The following is a 26,384-nucleotide window of genomic DNA, read 5'->3' on the forward strand; positions in this document are numbered from 1 at the left end:
AACTCGCTTGCGGTCCCCCGCCGTCGGGCCTTTTCGTGTCGCTTCCGCCCACTTCCGCCCGCGTCCCGTGACGCCCTGCCGCGTCTGCGTCCCGTCGCGCTGGCGTCCTGCCGCGCCTGCGCCCTGTCGTGTCTAGAGCTTCTCCACCGGCGCGTACCGCAGCAGGAGCCGCTTCGGCTTGGTGTCGCCGAAGTCGACCGTGGCCTCCGCGTTCGCGCCCGTGCCCTTCACGCCGACGACCGTGCCCAGTCCGAACTGGTCGTGGGTGACGCGGTCGCCGACGGTCAGCGCGACCACCGGCTTCTCCGCCGTCCGGCGCGTCGCGAAGCCGGACGCGCCCGCGGCCGAGGAACGCGAGCGGGACGAGGACAGCGAGGCCGCCACCCCGGACACCGGGCCGGAGGACACGGGCGCGGTCGCCCCCGTCCGCTTCCAGTCCACGTGCGTCGCCGGGATCTCCTCCAGGAACCGGGACGGCGGGTTGTACGACGGCTGCCCCCAGGCGCTGCGCAGCGACGACCGGGTGAGATAGAGCCGTTCACGCGCGCGCGTGATGCCCACGTACGCGAGCCGGCGCTCCTCCTCCAGCTCCTTGGTCTGGCCGAGGGCACGCATGTGCGGGAAGACGCCGTCCTCCATGCCGGTGAGGAAGACGACCGGGAACTCGAGGCCCTTGGCGGTGTGCAGGGTCATCAGGGTGATGACGCCCGAGCCGTCCTCCTCGTCGGGGATCTGGTCGGAGTCGGCGACCAGGGCGACCCGCTCCAGGAAGTCGGAGAGCCCGGCCGGCGTCGCGACCTCGCCCTCCCCCTCACCGGTCTCCTGCTCGAACTCCAGGGCCACCGCGGCCAGTTCCTGGAGGTTCTCGATACGGGTCTCGTCCTGCGGGTCGGTGGAGGCCTGCAACTCGGCGAGGTAGCCGGTGCGTTCGAGCACCGCCTCCAGGACCGTCGCGGGCCCCGCGCCCGACTCGACGATCGTACGGAGCTCGTCCATCAGCGCGTTGAACCGCTTCACGGCGTTCGTCGACCGCGAGGCCATGCCGTAAGCCTCGTCGACGCGCCGCAGCGCCTGCGGGAAGCTGATCTTCTCGCGCTGGGACAGGGCGTCGATCATCGCCTCGGCACGCTCGCCGATGCCGCGCTTGGGCACGTTGAGGATCCGGCGCAGCGGCACCGAGTCCTCGGGGTTGGCCAGCACGCGCAGGTAGGCCAGGACGTCCCGGACCTCCTTGCGCTCGTAGAAGCGGACGCCGCCGACGACCTTGTAGGGCAGGCCGACTCGGATGAAGATCTCTTCGAAGACACGGGACTGGGCGTTGGTGCGGTAGAAGACGGCGACGTCACCGGCCTTCGCGTCGCCGGCGTCCGTCAGCCGGTCTATCTCGTCGGCGACGAACTGCGCCTCGTCGTGCTCGGTGTCGGCGACGTAGCCGGTGATGCGCGCGCCCGCGCCCGCGTTGGTCCACAGGTTCTTGGGGCGGCGGGCCTCGTTGCGCTCGATGACCGCGTTGGCGGCGGACAGGATCGTCTGCGTGGAGCGGTAGTTCTGCTCCAGCAGGATCGTCGTCGCGTCCGCGTAGTCCTCCTCGAACTGGAGGATGTTGCGGATCGTCGCGCCCCGGAAGGCGTAGATCGACTGGTCGGCGTCACCGACGACGCAGAGCTCGGCGGGCGGCACGTCGTACTCGTTCGGGGGCACGTCGACAGGGTGCTCAGAGGTGCCGACCAGCTCCCTGACCAGGGCGTACTGGGCGTGGTTGGTGTCCTGGTACTCGTCGACGAGGACGTGACGGAAGCGGCGGCGGTAGTGCTCGGCGACGTCCGGGAAGGCACGCAGCAGGTTGACCGTCGTCATGATCAGGTCGTCGAAGTCGAGGGCGTTCGCCTCGCGCAGCCGCGACTGGTACATGGCGTAGGCCTGGGCGAGGGTCTTCTCGAAGCCGTCGGCGGCCTGGGCGGCGAAGTCCTCCTCGTCGATCAGCTCGTTCTTGAGGTTGCTGATCTTGGCACTGAAGGACTTGGGCGGGTAGCGCTTGGGGTCGAGGTCCAGGTCGCGGCAGACCAGGGCCATCAGGCGCTTGGAGTCGGCGGCGTCGTAGATCGAGAACGACGACGTGAAGCCGAGCTTCTTGCTCTCCCGGCGCAGGATGCGCACGCACGCGCTGTGGAACGTCATCACCCACATCGCGTTCGCGCGCGGGCCGACGAGCTGCTCGACGCGCTCCTTCATCTCGCCCGCGGCCTTGTTGGTGAAGGTGATCGCGAGGATCTGCCCCGGGTGCACGTTGCGCTCGGCCAGCAGGTGGGCGATGCGGTGGGTGAGCACGCGCGTCTTGCCGGAGCCGGCGCCGGCCACGATGAGCAGCGGGGTGCCGGCGTGGACGACCGCCGCGCGCTGGTTGTCGTTCAGCCCCTCCAGGAGCGCCGCCGCGTCCAGCGCCGGGCGCGGGGCGCCGCCGCGGTAGTAGGCATCCCGGTCCGGAGGCACGTCGAACTTCCCGCCGAACAGATCGTCCGGAACCGACTCCGGTCCGTGATCGTCCTCGGGCGGCGGCGGGGGCTCCTCCTCGTGGGCACGGGGGCCCTGGAGGTCCGCCAGGAAGCTGTCGTCAAAGAGGCTGCTCATCGCTCTCCGAGTCTAGGGGGCGCCACTGACAACCGGCCGCCCTCCCGGAAACATCTCCCCCACCCACCCTCCGGCAGTCGGCCGTCACGATCCGCGACCGACGTGCTCGAAGCACGAGATCACAGCCCGAGGTCACGGAAATGTATCGGGCATATCACCCATCAACCTTCACACGGGCCACACGAGTTGGCTACCGTGCCGGACAGGCCGTACGAACCCCACCGGCGAACCCCGCCGGGCCGCGCGGCCTCCGCCGAGTCCGACGCGCCCGCTCGCGCCAGCCGGAGCCGGGGACCCACCGAAACCCTGGGGTGAATCGGCCCAACTCCCTCTCGGGGAGGCGGCCGTAGGGCAACCCTTCCGATGATCTACCCGCCCGAACCCGACAGCTAACCCGGTAGGCGGAGCACTGGAAGGAGTCGCCTCCCTTGGCGTCGCAGCACCGCAAGCCGCGCTCCGCGGGCCCGCGCGTGGCCGGCATCCGCACGCCCGCCCTCGCCACCGCCGCCCTGACGTCCGTGGCCCTGCTCTCCCAGACGGCGAACGCCGCCCCGCCGGACGACGGCAAGCCAAGCCTGGAGGAGGTCGAGAAGAAGGTCGACGACCTCTATCGCCAGGCGGAGTCGGCGACCGAGAAGTACAACGCCGCCAAGGAGAAGACGACCAAGCAGCGCAAGCAGGTCGACGGCCTCCTGGACGACGTCGCGCAGCGCACCCAGAAGCTCAACGAGGCGCGGCAGGAGCTGGGTTCCTATGCCGCGGCCCAGTACCGCACCGGCGCCTCCGCGCCCGACACGGCGACCTTCCTGCTCTCGGACACCCCGCAGGACTACTTCGACCAGAAACAGCTGATGAGCCGGCTGACCGACCGCGAGAAGGGTGCGGTCGACGACTTCGTCACCGAGCAGTCGGCGACGATGCAGAAGCGCCGGGAGGCCGCGGAGAGCCTCGCGTCGCTCACCGACACGCAGAGCGACCTGAAAACCGCCAAGGCCACCGTCCAGAAGAAGCTCGGCGACGCCCGCGAACTGCTGTCCCGGCTGACGGCCCAGGAGAAGGCCCGCCTCGCGGCGATCGAGAAGCAGAAGCAGGAGGAGGCCGCGCGCCAGGCGGCGGAACTCGCCCGCCGGCAGGCGGCGGAGCAGGCCGCAGCGCAGCAGGAGAGCGGCACGGGCTCGTCGAGCACGGGGTCCGGTTCCAGCTCCACCTCCACGTCCACCGCGGACTCCACGTACGCCACCAAGGCCGAGAAGGCGCTCGCCTTCGCCCGCGCGCAGATCGGCAAGCCGTACGTCTGGGGCGCCACGGGCCCCGACTCCTACGACTGCTCCGGCCTCACCCAGGCCGCCTGGAAGGCCGCCGGCGTCACCCTCCCGCGCACCACCTACGACCAGGTGAACGCCGGCACCACCGTCTCCCTCGCCGACGCCCGGCCCGGCGACCTGGTCTTCTTCTACGACGACGTCAGCCACGTCGGCGTCTACATAGGCAACGGCATGATGATCCACGCCCCGAAGCCCGGCGCCTACGTCCGCGAGGAGTCGATCTACTACGCCGGCGAGTCGATCATCCACAGCGTGGTACGCCCGGCTTGAGCACAGACGTGCGCGCGTAGGCCAGCCGCTTCCGGTGGGCCACGCGCGCGTGGCCTGCGTGGCGGCCACGCGCGCGTGAGCGTCGCGGCGGGCGCACGCGCGCGTGGGGTTCGTTCGCGAAGGCGGAGGCGGGAGCGGGCAGTGGGCTTCGCCGCCGGCGGGGGTGGGGGCCGGCCGCGCTGAGCGGCCGCGTGACACGACTTGCGCCTGCACGGGCCCTGGACACCCCGCGCTCACAGCCTCCCGGCGCGCCCCTCCCCCGCGCCTGCACCCGCGCGTATTTCTGGTCGCCCGCGCGCGTGCCCCGCTCATGGGGTGTGTCGTGCTCCCTAGCATCAGGCGCATGCCCGGCTCCTCGGCTCGTCCCTCGCCCGCGCCCTCTCCCGGCTCCGCTCTCCGCCTCTGGTGGACGCGGAGGCCGCCGGCGGCCGGGTCCGCGGTGATGGCGACCGGGATCGTGTCGGTCGGCCTGCACCTCACGGGATACGACGTGCTGTCCCGCGTCACTCTGGCGATGGCGGGCGTCGCGTGGGCGGCGCTGGCGGCGGACTTCGTCGTCCGCCTGCTGCGGGCGCCCGAGCGGTGGCTGGCCGAGGCGGGCACGCCAGGGGCGCTGACCGCCGTGGCGGCGACGACCGTGCTCGGCACCGGCCTCTGCGCGCTCGGCCGGCGGACCCCCGCCGAGGCGCTGCTGGCGCTGGCGGCGGTGCTGTGGCCCGTGCTGTTCGTGACCGTCGTACGGCGGTGGAGGCGGGGCATGCCCGGGACGGTGTTCCTGGGCTGCGTGGCCACCCAGGGTCTCGCCGTGCTCGGAGCGGCCCTCGCCGCGGCGGAGTCCGCGGCCTGGCTCGCGCACACCGCGCTCGTGCTGTTCGGGCTCGGGATCGTGCTCTACTGCGTCGCCCTGGCCCTGTTCGACCTGCGCCAGGTGGCCGAGGGCCATGGGGACCAGTGGATCGCGGGCGGCGCCCTCGCCATCTCGGCGCTCGCCGGGGCGAAACTCCTCGCGGCCGACGACGGGGACCTGTACCTGTGGAACGGCGACGACACCGGTGTCCTGCGCACGGTGACCGTCGCACTCCTGGTGCTCGACCTGGCCTGGTGCGCCGTCCTGCTGATCGCCGAGGTCGCATGGCCCCGGCCGCGCTACGACGTGCGCCGCTGGGCGACGGCGTTCCCGCTGGGGATGACAGCGGCGGCGACCCTGTCCGTGGCCGCCGCCGTCGACGTCCCGGCGCTCAAGGGACCGGGGGAGGTGCTGCTGTGGGCGGCGGTGGCGGCGTGGCTGGTCGTCGCCGCTCTGGCACTCGCCGCAGCCCGCGCCTTGGTCAGGTCCAGAGCACCGCGATGAAGACGTTTGCCACGGTCAGCGCTCCGACCAGGCCGAACAGCGGCTTCTCCACCTTCTCGTCGTCCCGCTTCACATAGACGAGGCCGAGGATCACGATCAGCAGGGCCAGCTTCACACCGATCTTGATGTTGTTGATGTGCTGGTCGTCGGCCTGGTTGAGGCCGACCAGGATCACGCCGGTGACCAGCATCGTCGCCGCGCCGTGCAGCATCGCGGGAACGAACCGTGCCGTGCCCTGGCCCATCGCCTTCATCTGTGTGAGGAAGCCGCCCAGGAGCGCGGCGATGCCGATGATGTGCAGGCCGACGAAAAGATGGATGAGTACGTCCATGAAGCCGGATGCTAATCAGCCGCCCTCTCGCCGCCCGACACCGGCCCTCCCTACGGCATGTGCATATATGCGCTCCATAGCACCCGCCGCTCCGAAGATGTCCTGGAATCACCGCTTCGGTCAGCGCTCCGCGCGAACCTGACGTACCCGGTCCGCATTGTCGGTCACATACGGTCACCCGGCAGTCCGCTCACGTCACTTCCGTACTTCGCGTTACCGACCCGACATCAACCGGCCTAGCGTCCTCCCCCAGGTGACCGGCTCCCCACCGCCGCCCGGGCCAGGGGCGGCAGTCGGCCACCACCGCCGAGGAGTCCGGCGGCGTCCCGCTCCCCCGTGCGGGTCGTCGCCGGACGCGTCAGCCGCTCCCCTCGAGGCCGCCCGTCCGCTCCCCCACGGCGGTCACCCGGTAGGCGTGGGAGGACGGACGAGGCGGTCGTACGAAAGGACGTGCAGTCCCAGTGGCAGCGCACCGCAAGCCCCGACAGCGCTCGCTCGGCGGCCAGACGGCCCGTACGGCGTTCACCCTCGCCCTCGCGGGCGCGGCGACGGCGACGGCCTTCGACGGGACCGGACAGGCCGAGCCGAACCTGACATCGGCCCAGGTCAAGGCGAAGGTGGCCAAGCTGTACCAGGAGGCGGAGGAAGCCACCGAGAAGTACAACGGCACGCAGGAGAAGGCGAAATCGGCCGAGCAGCGGCTGGCGACCCTGCGCGACGAGGCGGCGCGCAAGGAGGAGAAGCTCAACTCGGCGCGGGAGGCGCTGGGTTCGATGGCGGCGGCGCAGTACCGCAGCAGCGGACTGGACCCTGCCGTGCAGCTGGCGCTCTCCGACGACCCCGACCGGTATCTGGACGGCGCCGCCTTCGTCGAACGGGCCGGCGACCGCCAGTCCGCCGCCGTCGCCGGGGTCCGTAGACAGCTGCGGGAGATCGAGCAGTTGCGCGGCGCCGCGCGCGTCGAACTGACCTCGCTCAGGGCGCGTCAGGCCGAGCTGAGGACGCAGAGGAAAACGATCACCGGCAAGCTGGACGCGGCACGCCGCCTGCTGTCCCAGCTGACGGCGGCGCAGCGCTCCCGGATCGGTGAGGATGCCGGCGGCACTGCCACGGCCGACCGCGCCTCACGCGCCTCGACGACCGGACGCGCCGGCCTCCAGGCGCCCGGCTCCGCCACCGACACCGCTGACGCCCCCAACTCTCGTGCCGCAGCGGCCGTTTCCTACGCCTACTCCAAGCTCGGCAGCCCCTATGTGTGGGGCGCGACCGGGCCGAACGCCTTCGACTGCTCGGGCCTCGTCCTGGCTTCGTACCGCTCCGCCGGTGTCTCCCTCCCCCGCACGACCTACGCCCAGATCGGTGCCGGGCAGCGGATCTCCCGCTCCGAACTCCTCCCGGGCGACCTGGTGTTCTTCTACTCCGGCATCACACACGTCGGCCTCTACATCGGCAACGGCCAGATGATCCACGCCCCGAACCCTTCGGCCCCGGTGCGCGTCGCGCCGATCGACGAGATGCCGTTCGCGGGCGCTACACGAGTGGTGTGAGGCCCCCGGTCCTCAGCCGTGACCGTCCCCTCGGCGACGCCGCGTCCGTCACACCAGCCGCCGCGCCGTGGCCCACCGGGTCAGTTCGTGACGGTTGGACAGCTGGAGCTTGCGCAGCACCGCCGAGACGTGCGACTCGACCGTCTTGACGGAGATGAACAGCTGCTTGGCGATCTCCTTGTAGGCGTAACCACGGGCGATGAGCCGCAGGACCTCGCGCTCACGCTGGGTGAGACGGTCCATGTCCTCGTCGACCGGCGGCGCGTCCGTCGAGGCGAACGCGTCGAGGACGAACCCGGCGAGCCGCGGCGAGAACACGGCGTCGCCCTCCTGCACCCGGAAGATGGAGTCGACCAGGTCGGTCCCGGTGATCGTCTTGGTGACATAGCCTCGGGCGCCGCCACGGATCACCCCGATCACGTCCTCCGCCGCGTCCGACACCGACAGGGCGAGGAAGCGCACCGGCTGCTCGGCGTCGGCCATCAACGGGGCACAGCGGCGCAGCACTTCCACCCCGCCGCCGCCCGGCAGGTGGACGTCGAGCAGGACCACCTCGGGCCGGGTCGCGGTGATGACGGTGACCGCCTGGTCGACGTCCGCCGCCTCACCGACGACCTCGACGCCGGTCTGCTCGGTCTGGCCGATCTCGGCCTGTACGCCCGTACGGAACATGCGGTGGTCGTCGACCAGGACCACGCGCACGTGGCGCCCGCCCGTGCCGTCGCCGGAGGCCTTCGCCGGCGCGGCCGACTCCGCTGCCCCCGCCGCTCCCGCCGTGCCGTTCGTCTCGGTCGGATCGCTCTCGGTCGGATCGCTCATGACGTCTTCTCCGCCCTCTCCATCTCCAGCTCGACCTCCGTGCCGCCGCCCGGGACCGCCCGCAGCCGCGCCGTGCCGCCGTTGCGCTCCATGCGGCCGATGATCGATTCTCTAACGCCCATGCGGTCGGCGGGTATCGAGTCGAGGTCGAAGCCGGGTCCGCGGTCACGGACGGACACGAAGACCGTCCGGCCCTCGACCTCGGCGTAGACCTGCACGGCGCCGCCCTCGCCACCGTACTTGGCCGCGTTCACCATCGCCTCGCGCGCGGCCTGCATCTGTGCACCGACGCGGTCGTCGAGAGGGCAGTCGCCGACGACCACGACCTCTATGGGGACACCGTGCTTGTCCTCGACCTCCGCTGCGTTGCGCCGCACCGCGTCGGCGACCGTGGTCGGCTCGTCGGCCTCCTCCTTGCCGGTGCCCTCGGGTTTGTAGAGCCAGGTGCGCAGATCGCGCTCCTGGGCGCGGGCGAGCCGGCGCACCTCCCCGGCGTTCTCAGCGTTGCGCTGGATCAGGGTCAGGGTGTGCAGCACCGAGTCGTGGACGTGGGCGGCGACCTCCGCGCGTTCCTGAGCGCGGATGCGCATCAGGCGTTCCTCGGAGAGGTCCTGCGTCATACGGACCAGGTAGGGACCGGCGAGGAGCGTGATGCCGACGATCACGGCGAGCGCCGCCTGCAGAACGGAGCCGAGGTGGGCGGCGGAGCCCTGCAGCACGAACGTGCCGGAGACGCCGGCGGTGACCAGCAGGACACCGGCGCCCGCACGCAGAAGCGTGAGGGTACGGCGTCTGCGACCGACCTCCACCCAGCGCGCCCGGCGCGCGTTGTCCGCCTGACGCCAGACGAGGGCGACGCCCGCGCCGACGAGGACGGCGGGCAGGAGGTAGGCCTTGGCGCCGTTGCCCAGATTCACGTTGCCCACGAAGACCATGGCGACGACGACCATGAGGAGCAGGGCGACGATCTGCCCCTTGTCCGGCTTGCGGGCGACGAGTCTGCGACGGCCGTCGGGCGCCGTCTCGGTGGCGACGAACGCCGGCGGTTTCTGATCGCCGACACCGCCTATCCCGAGCGGCACGAAGAACCAGAAAGCCGCGTAGAGCAGGGCGCCGAGGCCGTCCGCCATGAACAGGCCGACGAAGACGAGCCGCACCCACACCACGGGCAGCCCGAGGTGCCCGGCGAGCCCTCGCGCCACGCCACCCAGCCAGCGTCCGTCACTGCTGCGGTAGAGCTTGCGCGGGGGCCGCGGTTCGACGAGTGGCGCTGCTGCGGCTTCCGGCATGCCAACGATGGTCACACGGGGGCCGGGGCCAGGCATCAGGGTTCGCCCCCGAGACGCCCCTGATCTTCGAGGCCCGCGCAGGTCGAACACCTCCCCTGCCCCGGATCAGGGCCGATATCAGGGTCCGACCAGGGTCATTCCGACTGCCGCGGGGGCGGTCGGCCCGCCACCATGGAGTCATGACAGATCACCAGCACGCCGCGGACGCCGTGCCCGACGGGGGCACCGCGCCCGACGCGGCCGCCCCGTCCCCCGGCGCCCCGGGCGCCGCGGGTGAGAAGCCTCGCGCGCACGGGCGGGCGGGCGCGCACGGAAAGCAGGGAGATCGCGAAGGACACGGCCCGTCCGGGGAAACGGAAGCCAGGACGGAGTCCGGGACAGAGTCCAGGACGTCGGCCGAGGCGGCTGCCGAGGCCGCGACAGCCGCCGGGGCGCGGACCGGTGCGACGGGCGGGGCAGCGGCCGAAGCGGCGGCCGGCGCGGGAGCCGTCGGTGTTCCGCCCAGATTCCGTCGGGACCGGGAGCACAAGGTCCTCGCCGGGGTGTGCGCGGGCCTCGGGCGGCACTGCGACATGGACCCGGTGATCTTCCGCATCACACTCGCCGTGCTCTCCGCGACCGGCGGCATCGGCCTCATCTTCTACGGCTTCGCCTGGCTCTTCGTCCCCTACTCCGACGACGGGCAGAACGAGGTGCGCAAGCTCCTGACCGGCCGCGTCGACGGCCAAGCCCTCGCGGCCGTGCTGTTCGCGCTGGTCGGCTGCGGGGTGTTCCTGTCGATGCTGAACAACGGCAGTGTGCTGACCTTCGCCGTCGTCGTCTCCCTGCTCCTCGCGGGTGCCGGGTACTGGTCGCGGAACCGGGAGTCCTCCGACACCGACCCGCTCTCCGCCCAGGCCGTCGCCGACGCACCGCCGGAGGCCCAGGCGCCACCGGCCCCCACCGGCTACCCGTCCTGGTGGCGCGACCCCATAGTCAAGGACGGCACGCACGACGGCGGCACGGGCTATCTGTGGGGCCCGTGGGACGCCCGCGGCCGGGACATCACGACCGCCATCAACGTCGACCTGATCGGCCACACGCGCCGCCCCGAGGGCATACCCACCCGGCGCGAGCCGTACCCCGGGCCACGCGGGCCGCGCTGGATCGGCGGCTGGCTCTTCCTGCTGGCCGTGCTCGCGGGCGGCCTCGTCACCCGGCTCACCTGGGACGATCACCCGCTCGGCACCAGCCTTCAGGCCGGCCTGGCGGCGGCGCTCATCGTGCTCGGCGTGGGCATCGCGGTCAGCTCGTTCCTGGGGCGGACGGGGGCGGGATCGGTGTTCCTGGCGATCGTCACGGCGGGCCTGCTGGCCGGCACGGCCGTCATACCGAAGGACATCAGCACGCGCTGGACCGACATGACGTGGCAGCCGACGGCGGTGGCGGACGTCAGGACGGCCTACGACCTCGGCTCCGGTGAAGGCACGCTTGACCTGTCCCGGCTGGAACTGGTCAAGGGGCAGACGGTGAGCACCAACGCCGAGGTGGGCGCGGGCCGGCTGCGGGTGATCGTGCCGCGGGACGTGACCGTGAAGGTGAGGATCGACGTGGGGCTGGGAGACATCCAGCTTCCGGGTGACGACGAGAAGGACGTGGACGTGCAGCCGGGCAAGCACAAGGAGGTGATCCTGTCGCCGCTCTCGGGCAAGGCGGACGCCGGGACGATCGACCTCGACCTCCAGGTCGGAGTCGGACAGGCGGAGGTGGCCCGTGCTGCGTCATGAGTTCCGGCCCGGCAGGCTGGTCGCCGGCGCCTTCTTCGCCCTCGCGGGCGTCATCTACGCGGGTGACGCGGGCGGCCTCTGGGAAACGCCGTGGTTCGTGGTGATTCCCGTCGTCGTGGCAGGCCTGTGTCTGGCGGGCGCGACGGGCGCCGTGGCCCGGACCATACGCAGACGACGCGGCCCGTCCCGCCACGCCGCCGCAACCGGGACCGGGACCGGCGCCGGCGCCGACACGGACACAGCCCCCTGACCACCGGCTCACAGAGCCACCGAGTCACAGGACCCCCAGGCCCCCAAGCCCCCAAGCCCTCGCAGGCCCGCCGGGCCGGAGGGCCGCCGGGCCGCCACGCTGCTGGCTGCTGGCGCGGCCTCCCGTGCCTCACCGGCGCGGGGCCGCACATCCGCCGGGACCCCGCCCCCGCGGCCTTACAGGCACAGGACCGCAGGACCGCCAAGCCGTAGTGCCTTACGGGCAGGCGTAAGGCCACCTGTGCCCTGCGGGCGTATGCCCGGCCGCCGGGATACCCGACTGCACGGCCATACGGTCACAGGGCCGCTGGGCCAGGCGGGTCGCGTGTCGGGAAGGCCGGTGGGGGTCGACCGCGGGCGCTGGTTCGGCCCGTTGGAGCGGTCAACCCGCCCGGTCGACCCGTCGGCCGGTCGGAGCAGTCGGCCGGTCGGAGCAGTCGGCCGGTCGGAGCAGTCGGCCGGTCGGAGCAGTCGGCCGGTCGGAGCAGTCGGCCGGTCGGAGCAGTCGGCCGCTCGGCCCTGACGGCCGGGGTGGGTCTAGGCCAGGCCTCCCGTTCGCTGTCGTCGTCGGCTGCGCCAGACCGCGTCGAGGGAGAAGACCGTGGAGCCGGCGAGGACGAGGGGCAGCCAGGCCATGAGGTAGGCGAGGTCGTTGCCGTAGTAGTACGGGTCCGAGGCCCAGCTAATCGTCAGCCACAGACTGAGCGAGATCAGCGCGCCGCCGAGCGCGGCGATTCGAGTGAGGAGGCCCAGCAGGGTGCCGATACCGACGGCGAGTTCGCCGAAGGCCATGGCGTAGCCGAAGCCGACGGGGCTCTTCAGGGCCATGTCGACCAGGGCCGGGATGGCCGAGGAGTCACGGACGGCGCGCATGGTGTCGCCGATCGAGCCGGCGCCGCTGGCCTTCAGGAAGGCGCTGTCGGTGAGTTTGTCGAGGCCCGCGTAGATGAAGGTGACGCCGAGGAAGATGCGCAGAGGAAGGAGGGCGTACCGGGTGGCGGTGTCACGCCAACTGCGGCCGCCGCCGTCTAGGTAAGGGGGATAGGTGTCCGTCCGCATGCCGTGAGTCATCGCCCGTAGCCGCCTCTCGCCCGGAAGTGGTGGGACCCCTCAACAGACCTTACGTACGAAATGGGGGGTGCGCTCAACTGCTTGCACGGGTTTCTCCGCCCACCAACTGTCAGCACGGGTGCTCCACCCCGCCGGTTCACCCCCACTGTTCACTCCCCCCGGTTCTCTCCCCCTCCGTCCTCGCCCCCGCCCGTTCAGTCCGTCACGTCGATCGCGTAGCGGTTCGTCTCCGTTCCCGCGGCTGTGACGACCTGGACCTCGACTCGGCCCGGTTCCACGTCCGCCGGGACGGGGACGGTGAGGACGGCGTCGGTCGGGTTGCTGAAGCCGCCCGTGACCGGGACGAGGGGGACGTGGACGTGGACCGGGCCGATGCGGACGACCATGCGGGAGAGGCGGTCCGCGGTCTGGGCGCCGGGCGGCACGAAGCCGGCGCCGCGGATCTCGATGTCGTCTCCGGTGCGGATCGGGGCGTCGAGGTCGCCGGCCTCGCGGGAGCGGACGACGGAGAGGATCACGGGACGGCCGCCCTCGGCGTACTTGCCGGCGAGGTAGGTCGCGGCCGAGACCAGGACGACGACGGCCAGGCCCCAGGGCAGGTCGGGGAGCTGGTCGGGGCGGCGGGCCAGCCGGACCGCGGCGAAGACGAGGGCGACGGCGCCGATCACGACGTACTGGATGTCGGCGAAGGTGCCGCGGCCGGCGTCGTCGGTCAGCAGGTCGGCGGCGCGCGGGCGGTGGGCGCGGACCTTCTGGAGCCGCTGGGCGAGGACGCGCAGGCCGACCACCCGGCGCACCAGCACGGCGATCCCGCAGGCGACGGCGAGGACGGTCACCACACCGGCGCCGCGGGCGAGGTCGAGGCCGGCGATCAGCGCGTCGCGTTCGGCGTGGTCGGAGGCGGCCGCGAGCCGTCCGACCAGGACCAGCACGGCGTAGGCGACGAGCAGGACCCAGGCGGCGGCGACCGCACGGGAGGTGGAGAGGCGGTTGTCCTCGCCGATCACCGGGGCGAGCGCCCCGCCTCGGGCCCGGTGGAACCAGGAGGCGGCGGTCAGCACGCCGGCGACGACGAGCGCGGCGAGGAGTCCGGCGGTGCGGGCGGCGGTCCAGCCCGCACCGATGGCGGTCAGGGACTGGACCAGCAGCAGCGCGACGACCATCACCCATACGGTGACCGCCGTGCGGAACCACAGCCGGGCCAGCCAGGCCTCGCCCTCGGCCCGCCCGCGGTCGGCGACGAGTTCCGCGGACTGGGTGAGCTCCTCGGAGACCCACTGCCGGGAGGCGGAAGCGGAGTGGGCGACGGCGGCCGGCAGGCCCTGTCCGGCCGCGAACTCGTCCCGTTTCACCAGGAACGCGGCCACCGCGCGCCGGTGCCCTTCGCGCGCCCCGTGCGGGCAGTCCCCGCAGGTGCAGCCGCCCTCGTGCGCGCCCGCTCCCTGGCCAGGGACCATGCCCTGTCTCGCCTCCTGCACCGCCACGTCCGACGCCCGCCTTCCCCGCGACCCGATCGGATGGCGGCCCTGGAGAACCCGCTGCGGACCCCGCCCGCCACCCTGTGAACAACTCCCCTGTGATGACAGCGAATTGTGCCCTACGGCACACCCTGTCGTTTCCGGTAGGTGTGATCGGCGCGGGTGAAGCGGGGCGGGCCGTGTTGACCCGGCTGCGAGAATTTCCGTATGGCCGAGATCATCCAGCGTGACGGGACCTGGGCCTTCGACGGCACGACGGTCAGGATCACGCCGGGGCTGCATCGCTCCGTGCCGCTGTTCCGGCAGACGTACGGGGAGATCGCCGTGCCTCTGGAGGCGGTCGCCGGGATCGTCTACGAGCCCGAACGCAGGCGCGGCCGGCTGCGGATGCGGCTGCGCGAGGGGGCGGATCCGCTGTTGCAGGCGACGGGCGGTCGGTTGCCCGACGCGGCCGATCCCTATCGGCTCACCGTGGACATGGACCGTTCCGGGGTCGCCGAGTACCTCGCCGAGGAGATCCGGCACGCGCTGCTGCTCGAGCAGATCCCCCATGAGGCGACCAGGGCGTATCTGCTGCCGGGTCCGCCGGTTCCGGTCTCCGTGCGGTCGTCCGACGGGACGGTCTCCTTCGACGGCATCCAGGTGCGCGTCGACTGGGCGGACACCTCGGACCGGGTGAAGCGGGCGACCGGCCCGCGCGTGATCGACGTCGGGGATCTGGTGCAGGTCGAGTGGCTGCCCAACGCCGGTTACGAGGACGGTTTCCTGCGCTTCGTGACCCGCGAGACGGTGTTCTCGAAACTGCCGGCCGAGAAGGACCCGTATGCCTTGGACCTGTGGGGCAATGTGAGCCGCGACCTGCTCACGGCACTGGTGGCGACCGCGGTCACCGCCCGTCTCCCGCACCCCTCGGCCCGCGCGCACGCCGAACTCGGCCACGAGGACGCGGGCGAGGGTGAGGGTGAGAGCGCGGGCGCGGGCGGCGACCGGTTCCGCAGGGCGGCCGCGGCCCTCGCGCCCCGGGCCGACCACCATGACGTACTGCTGCGGCGGCTGCGCGAACTGGGCGAGCTGCACCGGGACGGGGTGCTGACGGACGAGGAGTTCGCGAGGACGAAGGCGGTCGTCCTGCGGGGTTTCTGAGACCGGACGCCCCTTGAACCCCCGTTGAATCCACCGTACTCAGCTCACTCGGCTCGCTCGGCTCGCTCGGCTCGCTCAGCTCAAAAGGTCCGGTTCGCTGCGGCTGATGTCCTGCCAGAGCGGCTGGTAGTTGATCCAGGCCACCAGGTCGCCGCCGAGTTGTTCCCGGGTCGCCACCGCCGCCCGGTGGTCGATCAGGACGGGCCGGCCCGCCGCCCGCGCGGTCAGCTGGACCTGGCTGGAGCGTTCCATAGACAGGAACCACCAGGCGGCCGCGTCGACGGAGTCGCCGACCGTCAGCAGGCCGTGGTTGCGCAGCACAAGTGCCTTGTGGGAGCCGAGCGCGGCCGCGATGCGCCGCCCCTCACCCGCGTCGACGGCCACCCCGGTATAGGCGTCGTAGAGGGCGTGGTCCTCGTAGAACGCGCAGCTCTCCTGGGTGATGGGATCGAGCAGTTCGCCGAGTGCGGCCAGGGCGCGACCGTGCACCGAGTGGCAGTGGGCGACGGCGACGGCGTCGGGGCGGGCGGCGTGGACCTGCGCGTGCACGGTGAAGGCGGCCTGGTTGACGTGGTAGCGGCCTTCGACGACCTGCCCGTCGGCGTTGGCCAGCACCAGGTCGCTGACGGTGACGTGCTTGAACGGCATCCCGAACGGGTTGACCCAGAAGCAGTCGCTGAACTCGGGGTCGCGGGCGGTGATGTGCCCGGAGACGCCGTCCTCGAAGCCGAGCCGTCCGAAGATCCGCACCGCCCCTGCCAGCCGTTCCTTGCGGTGCCTGCGCTCGTCCTCCGTCGAGTCGTGCATCGGCGGCATCGCGAACTGCAGCCGGTCGGTGGGCAGCGGGGCAGGCGGTGTGGGCCCGTGCATCGGTCCTCCAGCACTGGGTTGCTTTACGACGCGGAAGTTACCGTCGGTCAGTTCAAAAGGGCAGAGCCGTTATGCAAAGATGACGATTTTCGTCACCTTCGGAGCACGTCTTGAGCATGGCCGACCGCCACATCACCTCCCTCATGCGTCAGATCTCGACGCGCAACGCCATCGAGCTGGTCCATCCCTTCGCCGAGTTGCAGACGTTCGGTGCGCTGGTCTACATCGCCGAGTGCTACGGCTTCCGGTACGAGAGCGTGCGTCTTGTCGGCAAGCAGCGCGTCATACACGTCCAGCTGGTGCGCGACCCCAGCCCGTGGGCGCGGCAGCGGGCGGCGGCGAACTCGGCGGCCTTCCCCGACCCGGGCCCCGGCCGGCCCGTTCCCGGCATGTACCTGGGCTCGCTCACCCCGGTCCCCGAGGCCCAGCCGGACGTCGACCTGATCACGGCGCTCATCCGCCACGACGCCCTCGGCGCGGCCGCCAACCGCAGGCAGTTGCAGTTCATCGGCTGGGGCTCGGCGGTGCTGTTCCTGCTGCTGGCCGTGCTGACCGGTGTGTACGCCGTGCTGCTCCCGCTCGCCGTGCTGATGCCGGCGTTCATGCTGGGCGCGCTGCGGGTGAACACGAGCCGGCGCGCGAAGCTGGCCAAGCAGCTCACGGCGGCCGGGTGCACGTCGGTGCGGGATGCGGCGGGGTCGGAGCGGTATGTGCGGCCGGTGCCGCAGGGATTCTGACCCGACGTCCGGGCCCGACATCTTGACCCGACGTCCTGGCCCGACATCTTGACCCGACGTCCTGGCCCGACATCTTGACCCGACGTCCTGGCCCGACATCTTGGTCCGACGTCCTGGCCCGACATCTTGGTCCGACATTCTGACCCGACATCTTGGTCCGACATTCTGACCCGACGTCCTGGCCATACCGGACAGCAGATGTCGGGTATCGGCGTCAGACTCGCCGTATGACAGCGAACTGGGCGGCCTTCGCCGCCGCCGAACCCGCACTCGCGAAGGTCGCCGAGGACCGCTTCGGGGCCTTCACGCACCACGTCCTCGCGACCCTCCGCAAGGACGGCTCCCCGCGCACCACCGGTATCGAGGTCCGTTTCCTCGGCGGTGAGTTGTGGCTCGGCATGATGCCGGGCTCGCTCAAGGCCCTCGATCTGCGCCGGGACCCTCGCTTCGCCCTCCAGGCCAACCCGGGCGAGGGCACCGGGATGGGCGGGGGCGACGTACGGATCGTCGGCCGGGGCGTGGAGGTGGTGGACGGGGCGGCGAAGGCGGCGTACGTGAAAGAGGTGGAACCGCCGGAGCCGTTCCACCTCTTCCGCACCGAGCTGACGGAGGTCGTGCGGACCTACGTCGAGGACGACACGTATCTGGTCGCCCAGGTCTGGAAGCCCGGAGAGCCGGTGCGCACCCTCAAGCGGACCTGAACCCCGTGGAGGGGGTCACTGGGTCACTCCCACTCGATGGTGCCCGGCGGCTTCGAGGTCACGTCGACGACGACACGGTTGACGTCACGCACCTCGTTGGTGATCCGGGTGGAGATCTTCGCCAGGACGTCGTACGGCAGGCGCGACCAGTCGGCGGTCATCGCGTCCTCGGAGGAGACCGGGCGCAGGACGATCGGGTGGCCGTAGGTGCGGCCGTCGCCCTGGACGCCGACGCTGCGGACGTCGGCGAGGAGGACCACCGGGCACTGCCAGATCTCCCGGTCGAGACCGGCGGCCGTCAGTTCCTCGCGGGCGATGGCGTCGGCGTCGCGCAGCAGGTCCAGGCGGTCCTTGGTGACCTCGCCGACGATCCGGATGCCGAGGCCGGGACCCGGGAACGGCTGACGCTGGACGATCTCCTCCGGCAGGCCGAGTTCCTGGCCGACCATCCGAACCTCGTCCTTGAACAGCTTGCGCAGCGGCTCGATCAGCTGGAACTCGAGGTCCTCCGGCAGGCCGCCCACGTTGTGGTGCGACTTGATGTTCGCGGTGCCGGTGCCGCCGCCGGACTCGACGACGTCCGGGTACAGCGTGCCCTGGACGAGGAACTCCACGGCCGGGCCCTCGTCGGCGATGATCTCCGCCTGGGCCTGCTCGAAGACGCGGATGAACTCGCGGCCGATGATCTTCCGCTTCTCCTCGGGGTCGCTGACCCCCTTGAGAGCGGTGAGGAAACGCTCCTCCGCGTCGACGACCTTCAGCTGGACGCCGGTCGCGGCCACGAAGTCCTTCTCGACCTGCTCGGTCTCGCCCTTGCGCATCAGACCGTGGTCGACGTAGACGCAGGTCAGCTGGGAGCCGATGGCCTTCTGGACGAGGGCGGCGGCGACCGCGGAGTCCACGCCGCCGGAGAGACCGCAGATGGCGCGCCTGTCGCCGACCTGCTCGCGGATGGCCGCGACCTGCTCCTCGATGACATTGCCCGTGGTCCAGGACGGGGTGAGCCCGGCGCCTCGGTAGAGGAAGTGCTCCAGCACCTGCTGGCCGTGCGTGGAGTGCATGACCTCGGGGTGGTACTGGACGCCGTACAGCTTCTTCTCGTCGTTCTCGAAGGCGGCGACCGGGACGACGTCCGTGGACGCCGAGACGGAGAAGCCCTCGGGGGCGGCGGAGCAGGCGTCGCCGTGCGACATCCACACGGCCTGCTCGGCCGGGGTGCCCTCGAAGAGGGTCGAGGACGAACGGGAGACGTGCAGGTCGGTGCGGCCGTACTCACGGGCGCCGGTGTTGTCGACGGTGCCGCCGAGGCTCTGCGCCATCAGCTGGAAGCCGTAGCACATGCCGAAGACGGGGACGCCGGCCTCGAAGAGGGCGCGGTCGACGGTCGGGGCGCCCTCCTCGTACACGGACGAGGGGCCGCCGGAGAGGATGATCGCCGCCGGGTTCTTGGCGAGCATCTCCTCGACCGGCGTGGTGCTCGGCACGATCTCGCTGTAGACCCGCGCCTCGCGGACTCGACGGGCGATGAGCTGGGCGTACTGCGCGCCGAAGTCGACGACCAGGACGGTGTCGGGGGCGGCGGCAGCGGGAGTCGCTGATGACACGGGGGCCTTCCGGCGGTGGGGCGGGGTCTCTGTGCTGGCCAATTCTACCGAGGTGGGCGCAGGTCCGGCCCCGTGCCCGCACAGCCGCTTCGTCTCAGGATGCGAACCGCCTTGGAACTCGCCCGACGACGCTGCATACTGGCCGCATGCTTACGCACACGACCTTCGTCTTTACCTATGGCAACCGGCCCACCGGCTGCCATGGTCGTGCTGCTTGAGCAACTGACAAGCGACTTCCCAGGCGCCCCGGGCCGACAAGGTCCGGGGCGCCTGGTGTTTTCCGGATCCTGTCGCTCCGGGGTGTCCCACCGAACCGACGAGGAGCCCCCATGACCGCCACCGACGTGACCGGCGCCCGTACCCCCGAGGCCGCCGACGTGATCACCGGCGCACGCGAGCGCATCGACGCCCTGGACGACCGGATCATCGGGCTCATCCAGGAACGGATGGCGGTGTCCGCCGTCGTCCAGGAGGCGCGGATCACGTCCGGCGGGCGGCGGGTGAACCTCTCCCGCGAGATGGAGATCCTCAGCCACTACAGCGAGGCACTGGGCAAGCCGGGTACGTCCCTCGCCATGACGCTCCTGGAGCTGTGCCGGGGTCGCATCTGAGTTCGGGCGGCCTCTCACCCGTACGGCGCGTGACTGCCCCACGGACGGAGTCGTTGGTCCCGGTGTCCGCTCCAGCCAGGGGCGGCCCGTAAGAACCACGCGTGGCTCGCTGGAGCGATGAGACGTGCGGATCGTGCCGTGCGTCGTGGGACCTCGCTCCGGAAAGGTGACCGGACGGCAGGGGACAGCCGCCCGGTCGCCCAAGAGAACGGCCGGCCTCGGGGACGCCCGGGGCCGACCGGCGGAAAAATGCAAAAATGCACAAGGGCTGGGTCAAACGGTTGCGGGGGCCGCGCTCATCCAGCACGATGCGTAGAAAGCTCCATTTCGACCCTGCAAGGATTTCGGCCCTGCGAGGCCGTGCACTCCCCTCGGCCTTGCACGGCACTCGACAAGCCAGCGGCGCAACCCCCCGGCGCCGCTCCCAGGCACCGGCGCTGCCCTGACGCCGGTGCTGACGATGACGAAGGGCCTCGCGGATTCCGTCCCGCGGGGCCCTTCGCCATGTCCGGGCGAGCGGTCGGGCGAAAGGACGGGAAGCGGACCGGGGCCTCTTCCCGGCACGGGTCCCGGGAAGAGGTCCCGGCAAAGGTCATGGATTTCTCAAAACTTTCGCCGATCTTTCACTCTATGCGCACATCGAGCCTCTTAAAGATCACATCGAGCCAAACAGCGCTTGGTCAACTTTTGGCCAGCGCTTGATCCCGTTAGATCGCCCCATCCGCCCCGCGCTCACCGGAACCTCCGATGAATCGCACAGGTGGCGGACAGGCAGGGGGGATCGCAGGTGGCGATCAAACGGAGGACGATCTTCGTGATAGGGGTGGCGACCGCCGCCCTGGCCGCGGGCACCACCATGGTCCAGGCCGCGCTGACCGACAACATGTACCCGACCAGTAATTACTTCCACACCTGTTTCGACGGGGACATGGGCGACGGGTTCTGCCAGACGGACAACAAGACCCTCACCCTCTACAGGGAGGGCAGTCTCTCCTCGGCCGAGAAGAACACCATCGCTCGTGCGGCGAAGGACTACTTCGGGCCGACCGACCTCGTCGTGAAGATCCAGTCCTCGGGCGTCTACCGGGGCGGCGCGGAGACCGACGTCATCTACAAGGCGAAGACCCTCTCCCGCGGGAAGATCGGCATCACCTGGTGTGACGACGCCGTCACCGCGAAGACGTGCGACCAGCACTACATCGTCTTCAACAAGGACCACACCGGAATCGGCTCGGTCAACAAGTCGGACGCCTGCCACGAGACCGGGCACGCCGTCGGCCTGACCCACGGCCCCGACGCCAGCCCCCGGCTCGGTCTGTACGACGACCGCCTCGGCTGCATGTCGTACAACGACGTCTACAAGCTCGGCGCCAACAACAAAGAGAACATCAACGCGACCTACTGAGGTCCGGCCGGATCTGGCGAGAACAGTTCACATCTGACGAGCTGACCAGGGGGAATCTCGTGGCAATGAGCACCAGAAGAAAAGTGACGGGAACCGTGCTGGGCGCCGCCGTGGCCGGTGTCCTGATCGGTTCGGCCGCGCTCGTCCCGTTCACGGGCGACGCGCACGCCGATGCGGCGGGCCGGGGCGGCGACGTCGTCCTCGGCGCGTCGAAGGACGCCATCCCCTCCCGCACCGCGAGCGACTGGGTCTCGTACGGCGACCAGGCGGCGGTCGTCCATGTGGCCGCCGAGCACGAAGGGGTCGCCGACAGCGAGGAGACCGCGGCCGGCGAGGGGTACCTGTCCCGGACGATCGACCTCCAGGTCAAGGAGCGCGTGTGGTCGCGGTCCGGCGCCACCGCCCTGCCCGACAGCCTGTCGATCATCGCCGACGGCTGGGAGTTCAAGGAGGGCGACAGCAAGCTCCGGGTGAGCTCGCAGGACGCCTCCCGCATGGAGGTCGGGCACGACTACCTGGTCTCGTTCGCCCACTTCTCCGACGGGGAGTGGTCGACGCTGGGGACCGGCGCCATCCTGCCCTACGACGGGAACGAGGTGGGCCAGGGCGAGTACGAGGGCACGACGGTCACCGCCTCGGCGTACCGCTCGACGATGGCGTCCCGGCTGGTCAGCGGGGTGGCCGAGCCCCTCACCTACCAGGCGGCCGGCAAGACCGCGGCCGGTGTGAAGACGCTGCTGACCAGCGCGACCCCCGACGCCACCGCCGCACAGAACTACGCCCTCGACGCGGTGGCCCGGGCCCGGCTGGTCGCCAAGGCCGCGGCGGCCGCGGCGGCGGCCACGGACACCTTCTGCCGGGTCGCGGCGCCGCTCGCGACCGACGCCGGCAGCAAGTACTCGCCGGGTGAGCTCTCGGACATCGTGGGCGACCTGGCCGGGATGACGGAGACGCCGGCGGACGCCACGATCCTGCGGGCCTACGCGGCACAGCTGCGCTCCGGCGACACGTCCACCTGGACCGCCAGCACCATCCGCAGGACGGCGGCCACCCGGATCGGGCGCGCCTGCACCATCGACGTCGGCGACCTCCTGCCGAACGACACGGGCGACACGGAGTGACCGGCGCGCAGTGACAGATGCGCTGTGACTGATGCGAGTCGTGGCCCGAGCGTTCGGGCCACGACTCGGCCGGGGGCTTCCTCCCCGAACGAACACAGGCCTCGCGGCGTCACAGTGGCGACCTGCTGTACCGACCAAGGGGAGTCCCGTGGCCATGACCACGCGAACGAAGATCACGGGGGTCGTGCTGGGCGCGGCCGTCGCCGGCGCGCTCGTGCTCGTCCCGCTGACGGACGACGGCCCCGGCCCCGACACCGGCCACGACAGCGCCGCCGCAGGCGGGAACGTCGTGCTCGGCGAGTCGGAGAAGGAGGCCGTGCCCTCGTTCACCGCGACCGACTGGGTGTCGCACGGCGACCAGGTCGCGGTCGTCCGGGTCACGGCCGAGCACGAGCGGCCCGAGACCTCGAGCGCGGACTCAAGTGCGGACTCGGGGGACGGTTCGGACGGTTCGGGTGACGGCTCGGATGAGGATTACCTGTCGCGGACGGTCGACCTCCGGGTCGAACAGCGGCTCTGGACCCGCGCCGGCGCGCCGGCGCTGCCGGCCGCCGTGTCGGTCACCGCCGACGGGTGGCAGCTGAAGGACGGTGCGAAGAGGGAGGTGGGGTCGCGGGACTCCTCGCGGCTGGAGGTCGGCCACGACTACGTGGTCGCGTTCGGACACTTCTCCGACGGAGTGTGGGCCCCGCTCGGTTCGGGCGCCGTCCTGCCCTGCGACGGCGGTCGGATCGGCGAGGGCGAGTTCCAGGGGGAGACCGTCACCGCCGACGCCTACCGCTCGGCGCTGCGGCAGCGGCTGATCCCCGGCGACGAGGAACCGGTGGCATACCGGGCCGCGGGGAAACCGGCCGCCGGCGTCCAGGGGATCCTGCGGGGCGCAAAGCCGACCGGTGGCTGAATCCGGCCCGTCGCCCGACCCGTCACCCGATCCCCGGAAGATGTGATGCGCACCACATAAAGATCCTGTGAGCTCAGGGCAACTGTTCACAGGCTTCACCTGTCACACCTACTGCAACAAGGCCCACTCCCACACCCCCATGCGGAAGGCCTCCCCCCAAGCCAGATCGACCCGAGGTCTTCATGAAGCTTCGTCGCACGATGGTGACCATGGCCGCGACCGCCGTCATCGCGCCACTCACCCTGCTGTCCGCGCCCGCCGCCTTCGCGGAGGAGAACGGCACGTCCTCCCCGAGCCCGACCGCGACGGAGAGCATCACCTCCACGCCGTCCACGGCCGACGCGGACGCCCCGGGCGCGACCGGCTCCCCGACCGACACCACGTCGCCGTCCTCGTCGTCCTCGTCGGACGGCGGCGCGAAGGCGTCCGGTACGCCGTCGGGCACCACGTCGCCGTCCGCGACCGGCTCGGGCACGGCCGGCGCGAGCGCTTCGGCAAGCGCGGGCGCGGGCGGGTTCGACCCGTACACGGACTGCAAGAGCGTCGACCTGGACAAGAACCTCTCGGCGACGATCAGCGGCCTGCCGAGCAAGATCGTCGCCGGTTCCGGCTGGCACGACTTCACGTACGAGGTGGAGAACAACTCCGCCGTCGACTTCAAGAACGTGTACATGGCCACGTTCCTGGAGTACGGCGACGACAAGGACGCCTGGCTGTCCGAGGGACTCGCCGTCGTCCAGGTCAAGGAGGACGGCAAGTGGACCAACGCCTACCAGGACTCCTACGAGGACGAGGACGGCAAGACCGTCAACGTCACCGGTTCCTTCGTGGGTCTGCTGGACGAGCTGGAGAAGGACTCCTCCGCCACCATCGACCTGCGGGTGAAGGTCGGTGCGAAGGCGCCGGCGGGCTCCTCGCTCGCGATGAGCGAAGCCGTCTACGTGGGCGACAAGGCCGACTGCCACTACAACGGTGACGAGTACGACGTCGAGATCCTCGCCGCCGGCGGCGACGCGGGCGGCGCCGGTGACGCCAAGCCGAACGGCGACAAGCCCACCAGCGGCACCGGCGCCCGGCCCCAGGGCAGCGCCAAGCCGATCAGCGGCAGCCTCGCCTCCACCGGCTCCAGCTCCGCGCTGCCGATGATCGGCCTGATCGGCGGGGTCACCGTGATCGCCGGCGCGGGCGCGGTGTTCGCCGCTCGCCGCCGCAAGGTGGGCTCGCACGCGTAACACGTCTTGACGGTCCGAGGACCGAAGGACCGAAGGACCAGCGAAGGGACCTGCGCTCGGAGGGGGGCGCAGGTCCCTTCGCCCATGTCCTGGGCGGTCGCCCTACTGCTTGGGCGGGACGGCCGGCATGCCCAGGAAGGGCAGGCGCAGCGCGCCGAACGCCTCCGCCGGGACCGCGGGGCTCTTCGGCTCCACCGGCTTCAGCCGCTCGTACGCCGTTCCCTGTGCCGGGCGTGGGTCCGTCTCGCCCTTGTTGGGCCAGTACGACATCGCCCGCTCGGCCTGCGCGGTGATGGTGAGGGACGGGTTCACGCCCAGGTTGGCGGAGACCGCGGCGCCGTCGACGACGGAGATGCCGGGGTGGCCGTAGAGGCGGTGGTAGGGGTCGATGACGCCGGTCTCGCGGGAGTCGCCGATGGGGCAGCCGCCGAGGAAGTGGGCGGTGAGAGGGGTGCCCATCAGCTCGCCGACGTTGGAGCCGGCGAAGCCGTTGATGTCGGCGGCGATCGCGGAGGCCGCCTCGGAAGCGGCCCTGATCTGCTTGGGGTTGGGGGCGCCATGCCCTTGACGTGCCGTCAGCAGGCCCTTGCCGACGCCGTCCGGTTTCAGGTAGGTCGTCAGCGAGTTGTCCAGGGACTGCATGACCAGGCCGATGATGGTCCGCTCCGACCAGCGGCGGTTGGACAGCGAGCGCAGGACGAGCAAGGGGTGGCGGGCGGCGTTCGCCAGCCAGCCGGCGACCCTCGACGAGCCGTCCGCGTAGGGCACTTGGAGGATCGACAGGCCGCCCATCGAGTTGGAGCCCTTGCCGTAGCGGACGGGTTCGATATGGGTGTCGGCGTCGGGGTGGATCGAGGAGGTGATGGCGACGCCGCGGGTGAAGTCCGCCTTCGGCGCGCCGGTCGCCTTGCGGTAGCGGCGGTCGTCGGTCTGCGCGCCGACCAGGGCCTCGGAGTTGGTGCGGGTCAGTTCGCCCAGCCGGTCGGAGAGGTACGGGAGTTGGCCGCCCGCCTTCATGCGGTGCAGGAGGGTCTGGGTGCCGTAGGTGCCGGCGGCGAGGACGACCCGGCGGGCCTTGAAGATCCGGCCCTTCGCCTTGCGGCGGTCGTCGGTGGGGAGGGTGGCGACGGCGTAGCCGCCCTGTGAGTCGTCCGTGACGGACACGACCGTCGTCATCGGGTGCACGACCGCGCCCGCCTGTTCGGCGAGGTGGAGGTAGTTCTCGTTGAGGGTGTTCTTCGCGCCGTGCCGGCAGCCGGTCATGCACTCGCCGCACTCGGTGCAGGCGTTGCGGTCGGGGCCGACGCCGCCGAAGTAGGGGTCGGGCACCTGCTGCCCCGGCCTCGCCTTAGCGCCTGTGCCGTCCGCGTCCTCGCCGTCGCCGAAGAACACGCCGACCGGCGCCATGTGGAAGGTGTCGCCGACGCCCATCCGCTCCGCGGCCGCCTTCAGGTGCACGTCGGAGGGGGTCGTGGTCGGGTTGAGGCGTACGCCGAGCATGCGGCGCGCCTGGTCGTAGTACGGCTTCAGCTCCTCCTGCCAGTCGGTGATGTCACGCCACTGGGGGTCGTCGAAGAAGGGCTTGGGCGGTATGTAGAGGGTGTTGGCGTAGTTCAGGGAGCCGCCGCCCACGCCCGCTCCGGCCAGGACCATGACGTTGCCCAGCAGGTGGATGCGCTGGATGCCGTACAGGCCGAGTCCGGGGGCCCAGAGGTAGTTCTTCAGGTCCCAGGAGTTCTTCGGGAGCGCCTCACGGGTGAAGCGGCGGCCGGCTTCCAGGACGCCGACGCGGTAGCCCTTCTCCGTCAGGCGCAGAGCGGTGACGGAGCCGCCGAAGCCGGATCCGACGACGATGACGTCGTAGTCATGGTCATGGCCGTCGGCGCGGGAGTGGGCGGGGGCGTGGGCGTGGGCGTCCTGGGGCACGTGCTCTCC

At 71.2% G+C, this 26,384-nt stretch carries 22 protein-coding genes and 1 riboswitch; of the genes, 13 read left to right on the plus strand and 9 right to left on the minus strand.

Annotated features, from left to right (window positions below; genetic code table 11):
- Positions 1-132: 132 nt before the first annotated feature.
- Entirely contained in the window at positions 133-2,628 is a 2,496-nt protein-coding gene (gene pcrA, locus ACZ5SK_RS38800) for a DNA helicase PcrA (RefSeq protein ID WP_468577231.1), read from the minus strand.
- A 255-nt stretch (positions 2,629-2,883) separates the two neighbouring features.
- A riboswitch (cyclic di-AMP (ydaO/yuaA leader) is annotated at positions 2,884-3,049 on the plus strand.
- 7 nt (positions 3,050-3,056) lie between these two features.
- Here pcrA and ACZ5SK_RS38805 point away from each other — a divergent pair.
- Positions 3,057-4,223, plus strand: a complete 1,167-nt coding sequence (locus ACZ5SK_RS38805; RefSeq protein WP_334577741.1) for a C40 family peptidase — start codon at positions 3,057-3,059, stop codon at positions 4,221-4,223.
- A 343-nt stretch (positions 4,224-4,566) separates the two neighbouring features.
- Positions 4,567-5,574 carry a tellurite resistance/C4-dicarboxylate transporter family protein gene (locus tag ACZ5SK_RS38810; RefSeq protein WP_361707212.1) on the plus strand — a complete coding sequence of 336 codons (1,008 nt, stop codon included), beginning with the start codon at positions 4,567-4,569 and terminating at the stop codon, positions 5,572-5,574.
- Here ACZ5SK_RS38810 and ACZ5SK_RS38815 read toward each other — a convergent pair.
- Positions 5,552-5,905 carry a hypothetical protein gene (locus tag ACZ5SK_RS38815; RefSeq protein ID WP_319672236.1) on the minus strand — a complete coding sequence of 118 codons (354 nt, stop codon included), beginning with the start codon at positions 5,903-5,905 and terminating at the stop codon, positions 5,552-5,554. The genes ACZ5SK_RS38810 and ACZ5SK_RS38815 overlap by 23 nt on opposite strands.
- 461 nt (positions 5,906-6,366) lie before the next feature.
- Between ACZ5SK_RS38815 and ACZ5SK_RS38820 the strand changes: the two genes are divergently transcribed.
- Positions 6,367-7,452 (plus strand): C40 family peptidase, encoded by a 1,086-nt coding sequence (locus ACZ5SK_RS38820; protein WP_468418202.1) that lies wholly within the window; start codon positions 6,367-6,369, stop codon positions 7,450-7,452.
- A gap of 48 nt (positions 7,453-7,500) precedes the next feature.
- Here the strand turns inward: ACZ5SK_RS38820 and ACZ5SK_RS38825 are convergent, their stop codons facing one another.
- Together ACZ5SK_RS38825 and ACZ5SK_RS38830 are read right to left on the minus strand one after the other, a co-directional pair.
- Positions 7,501-8,271 carry a LuxR C-terminal-related transcriptional regulator gene (locus tag ACZ5SK_RS38825; protein WP_079660341.1) on the minus strand — a complete coding sequence of 257 codons (771 nt, stop codon included), beginning with the start codon at positions 8,269-8,271 and terminating at the stop codon, positions 7,501-7,503.
- Positions 8,268-9,596, minus strand: a complete 1,329-nt coding sequence (locus tag ACZ5SK_RS38830; RefSeq protein ID WP_443041238.1) for an ATP-binding protein — start codon at positions 9,594-9,596, stop codon at positions 8,268-8,270. The genes ACZ5SK_RS38825 and ACZ5SK_RS38830 overlap by 4 nt, the downstream gene beginning before the upstream one ends.
- A 143-nt stretch (positions 9,597-9,739) precedes the next feature.
- On the opposite strand from ACZ5SK_RS38830, the gene ACZ5SK_RS38835 reads away from it, so the two are divergent.
- Positions 9,740-11,326 (plus strand): PspC domain-containing protein, encoded by a 1,587-nt coding sequence (locus tag ACZ5SK_RS38835; protein WP_334577746.1) that lies wholly within the window; start codon positions 9,740-9,742, stop codon positions 11,324-11,326.
- Complete coding sequence (locus ACZ5SK_RS38840; protein WP_334577747.1) at positions 11,313-11,576, plus strand: hypothetical protein; 264 nt, start codon at positions 11,313-11,315, stop codon at positions 11,574-11,576. Before ACZ5SK_RS38835 ends, ACZ5SK_RS38840 begins: the two co-directional genes overlap by 14 nt.
- 536 nt (positions 11,577-12,112) lie before the next feature.
- Here ACZ5SK_RS38840 and ACZ5SK_RS38845 read toward each other — a convergent pair.
- Both ACZ5SK_RS38845 and ACZ5SK_RS38850 read right to left on the minus strand, forming a co-directional pair.
- On the minus strand, positions 12,113-12,646 hold the full coding sequence (locus ACZ5SK_RS38845; RefSeq protein WP_334577748.1) for a DoxX family protein: 534 nt from the start codon (positions 12,644-12,646) through the stop codon (positions 12,113-12,115).
- A 194-nt stretch (positions 12,647-12,840) separates the two neighbouring features.
- Entirely contained in the window at positions 12,841-14,130 is a 1,290-nt protein-coding gene (locus ACZ5SK_RS38850) for a hypothetical protein (protein WP_334577749.1), read from the minus strand.
- A gap of 201 nt (positions 14,131-14,331) precedes the next feature.
- Here ACZ5SK_RS38850 and ACZ5SK_RS38855 point away from each other — a divergent pair, with 201 nt between their 5' ends.
- Positions 14,332-15,267, plus strand: a complete 936-nt coding sequence (locus ACZ5SK_RS38855; RefSeq protein ID WP_334577750.1) for a DUF4429 domain-containing protein — start codon at positions 14,332-14,334, stop codon at positions 15,265-15,267.
- Positions 15,268-15,342: 75 nt separating this feature from the next.
- On the opposite strand, the gene ACZ5SK_RS38860 is transcribed toward ACZ5SK_RS38855, so the two are convergent.
- Positions 15,343-16,137, minus strand: coding sequence for a class II aldolase/adducin family protein (locus ACZ5SK_RS38860; protein WP_334577751.1), 795 nt, complete (start codon positions 16,135-16,137; stop codon positions 15,343-15,345).
- A gap of 116 nt (positions 16,138-16,253) precedes the next feature.
- Here ACZ5SK_RS38860 and ACZ5SK_RS38865 point away from each other — a divergent pair, with 116 nt between their 5' ends.
- Both ACZ5SK_RS38865 and ACZ5SK_RS38870 read left to right on the plus strand, forming a co-directional pair.
- Positions 16,254-16,874, plus strand: coding sequence for a hypothetical protein (locus ACZ5SK_RS38865; RefSeq protein ID WP_334581202.1), 621 nt, complete (start codon positions 16,254-16,256; stop codon positions 16,872-16,874).
- A 227-nt stretch (positions 16,875-17,101) separates the two neighbouring features.
- Positions 17,102-17,575 carry a pyridoxamine 5'-phosphate oxidase family protein gene (locus ACZ5SK_RS38870; RefSeq protein WP_334577752.1) on the plus strand — a complete coding sequence of 158 codons (474 nt, stop codon included), beginning with the start codon at positions 17,102-17,104 and terminating at the stop codon, positions 17,573-17,575.
- 23 nt (positions 17,576-17,598) lie between these two features.
- On the opposite strand, the gene guaA is transcribed toward ACZ5SK_RS38870, so the two are convergent.
- The gene (gene guaA, locus ACZ5SK_RS38875; protein ID WP_334577753.1) at positions 17,599-19,179 is read right to left on the minus strand and encodes a glutamine-hydrolyzing GMP synthase; all 1,581 of its coding nucleotides are present in this window, start codon (positions 19,177-19,179) and stop codon (positions 17,599-17,601) included.
- A 287-nt stretch (positions 19,180-19,466) separates the two neighbouring features.
- Here guaA and ACZ5SK_RS38880 point away from each other — a divergent pair, with 287 nt between their 5' ends.
- From ACZ5SK_RS38880 to ACZ5SK_RS38900, 5 genes are all read left to right on the plus strand, one after another.
- Entirely contained in the window at positions 19,467-19,790 is a 324-nt protein-coding gene (locus ACZ5SK_RS38880) for a chorismate mutase (RefSeq protein ID WP_334581203.1), read from the plus strand.
- A gap of 787 nt (positions 19,791-20,577) precedes the next feature.
- The gene (locus ACZ5SK_RS38885; RefSeq protein ID WP_334577754.1) at positions 20,578-21,195 is read left to right on the plus strand and encodes a zinc metalloprotease; all 618 of its coding nucleotides are present in this window, start codon (positions 20,578-20,580) and stop codon (positions 21,193-21,195) included.
- A gap of 65 nt (positions 21,196-21,260) precedes the next feature.
- Positions 21,261-22,316: a hypothetical protein gene (locus tag ACZ5SK_RS38890; protein WP_334577755.1), complete on the plus strand. Its 1,056-nt coding sequence runs from the start codon at positions 21,261-21,263 to the stop codon at positions 22,314-22,316.
- A 154-nt stretch (positions 22,317-22,470) separates the two neighbouring features.
- On the plus strand, positions 22,471-23,217 hold the full coding sequence (locus ACZ5SK_RS38895; RefSeq protein ID WP_334577756.1) for a hypothetical protein: 747 nt from the start codon (positions 22,471-22,473) through the stop codon (positions 23,215-23,217).
- Positions 23,218-23,426: 209 nt separating this feature from the next.
- Positions 23,427-24,449, plus strand: a complete 1,023-nt coding sequence (locus ACZ5SK_RS38900; RefSeq protein WP_361707223.1) for an LPXTG cell wall anchor domain-containing protein — start codon at positions 23,427-23,429, stop codon at positions 24,447-24,449.
- 102 nt (positions 24,450-24,551) lie between these two features.
- Here the strand turns inward: ACZ5SK_RS38900 and ACZ5SK_RS38905 are convergent, their stop codons facing one another.
- Positions 24,552-26,375: a GMC family oxidoreductase gene (locus tag ACZ5SK_RS38905; protein ID WP_334577758.1), complete on the minus strand. Its 1,824-nt coding sequence runs from the start codon at positions 26,373-26,375 to the stop codon at positions 24,552-24,554.
- Between the last annotated feature and the right edge of the window lie 9 nt (positions 26,376-26,384).

This window comes from Streptomyces sp. NPDC031474, from assembly GCF_055581185.1.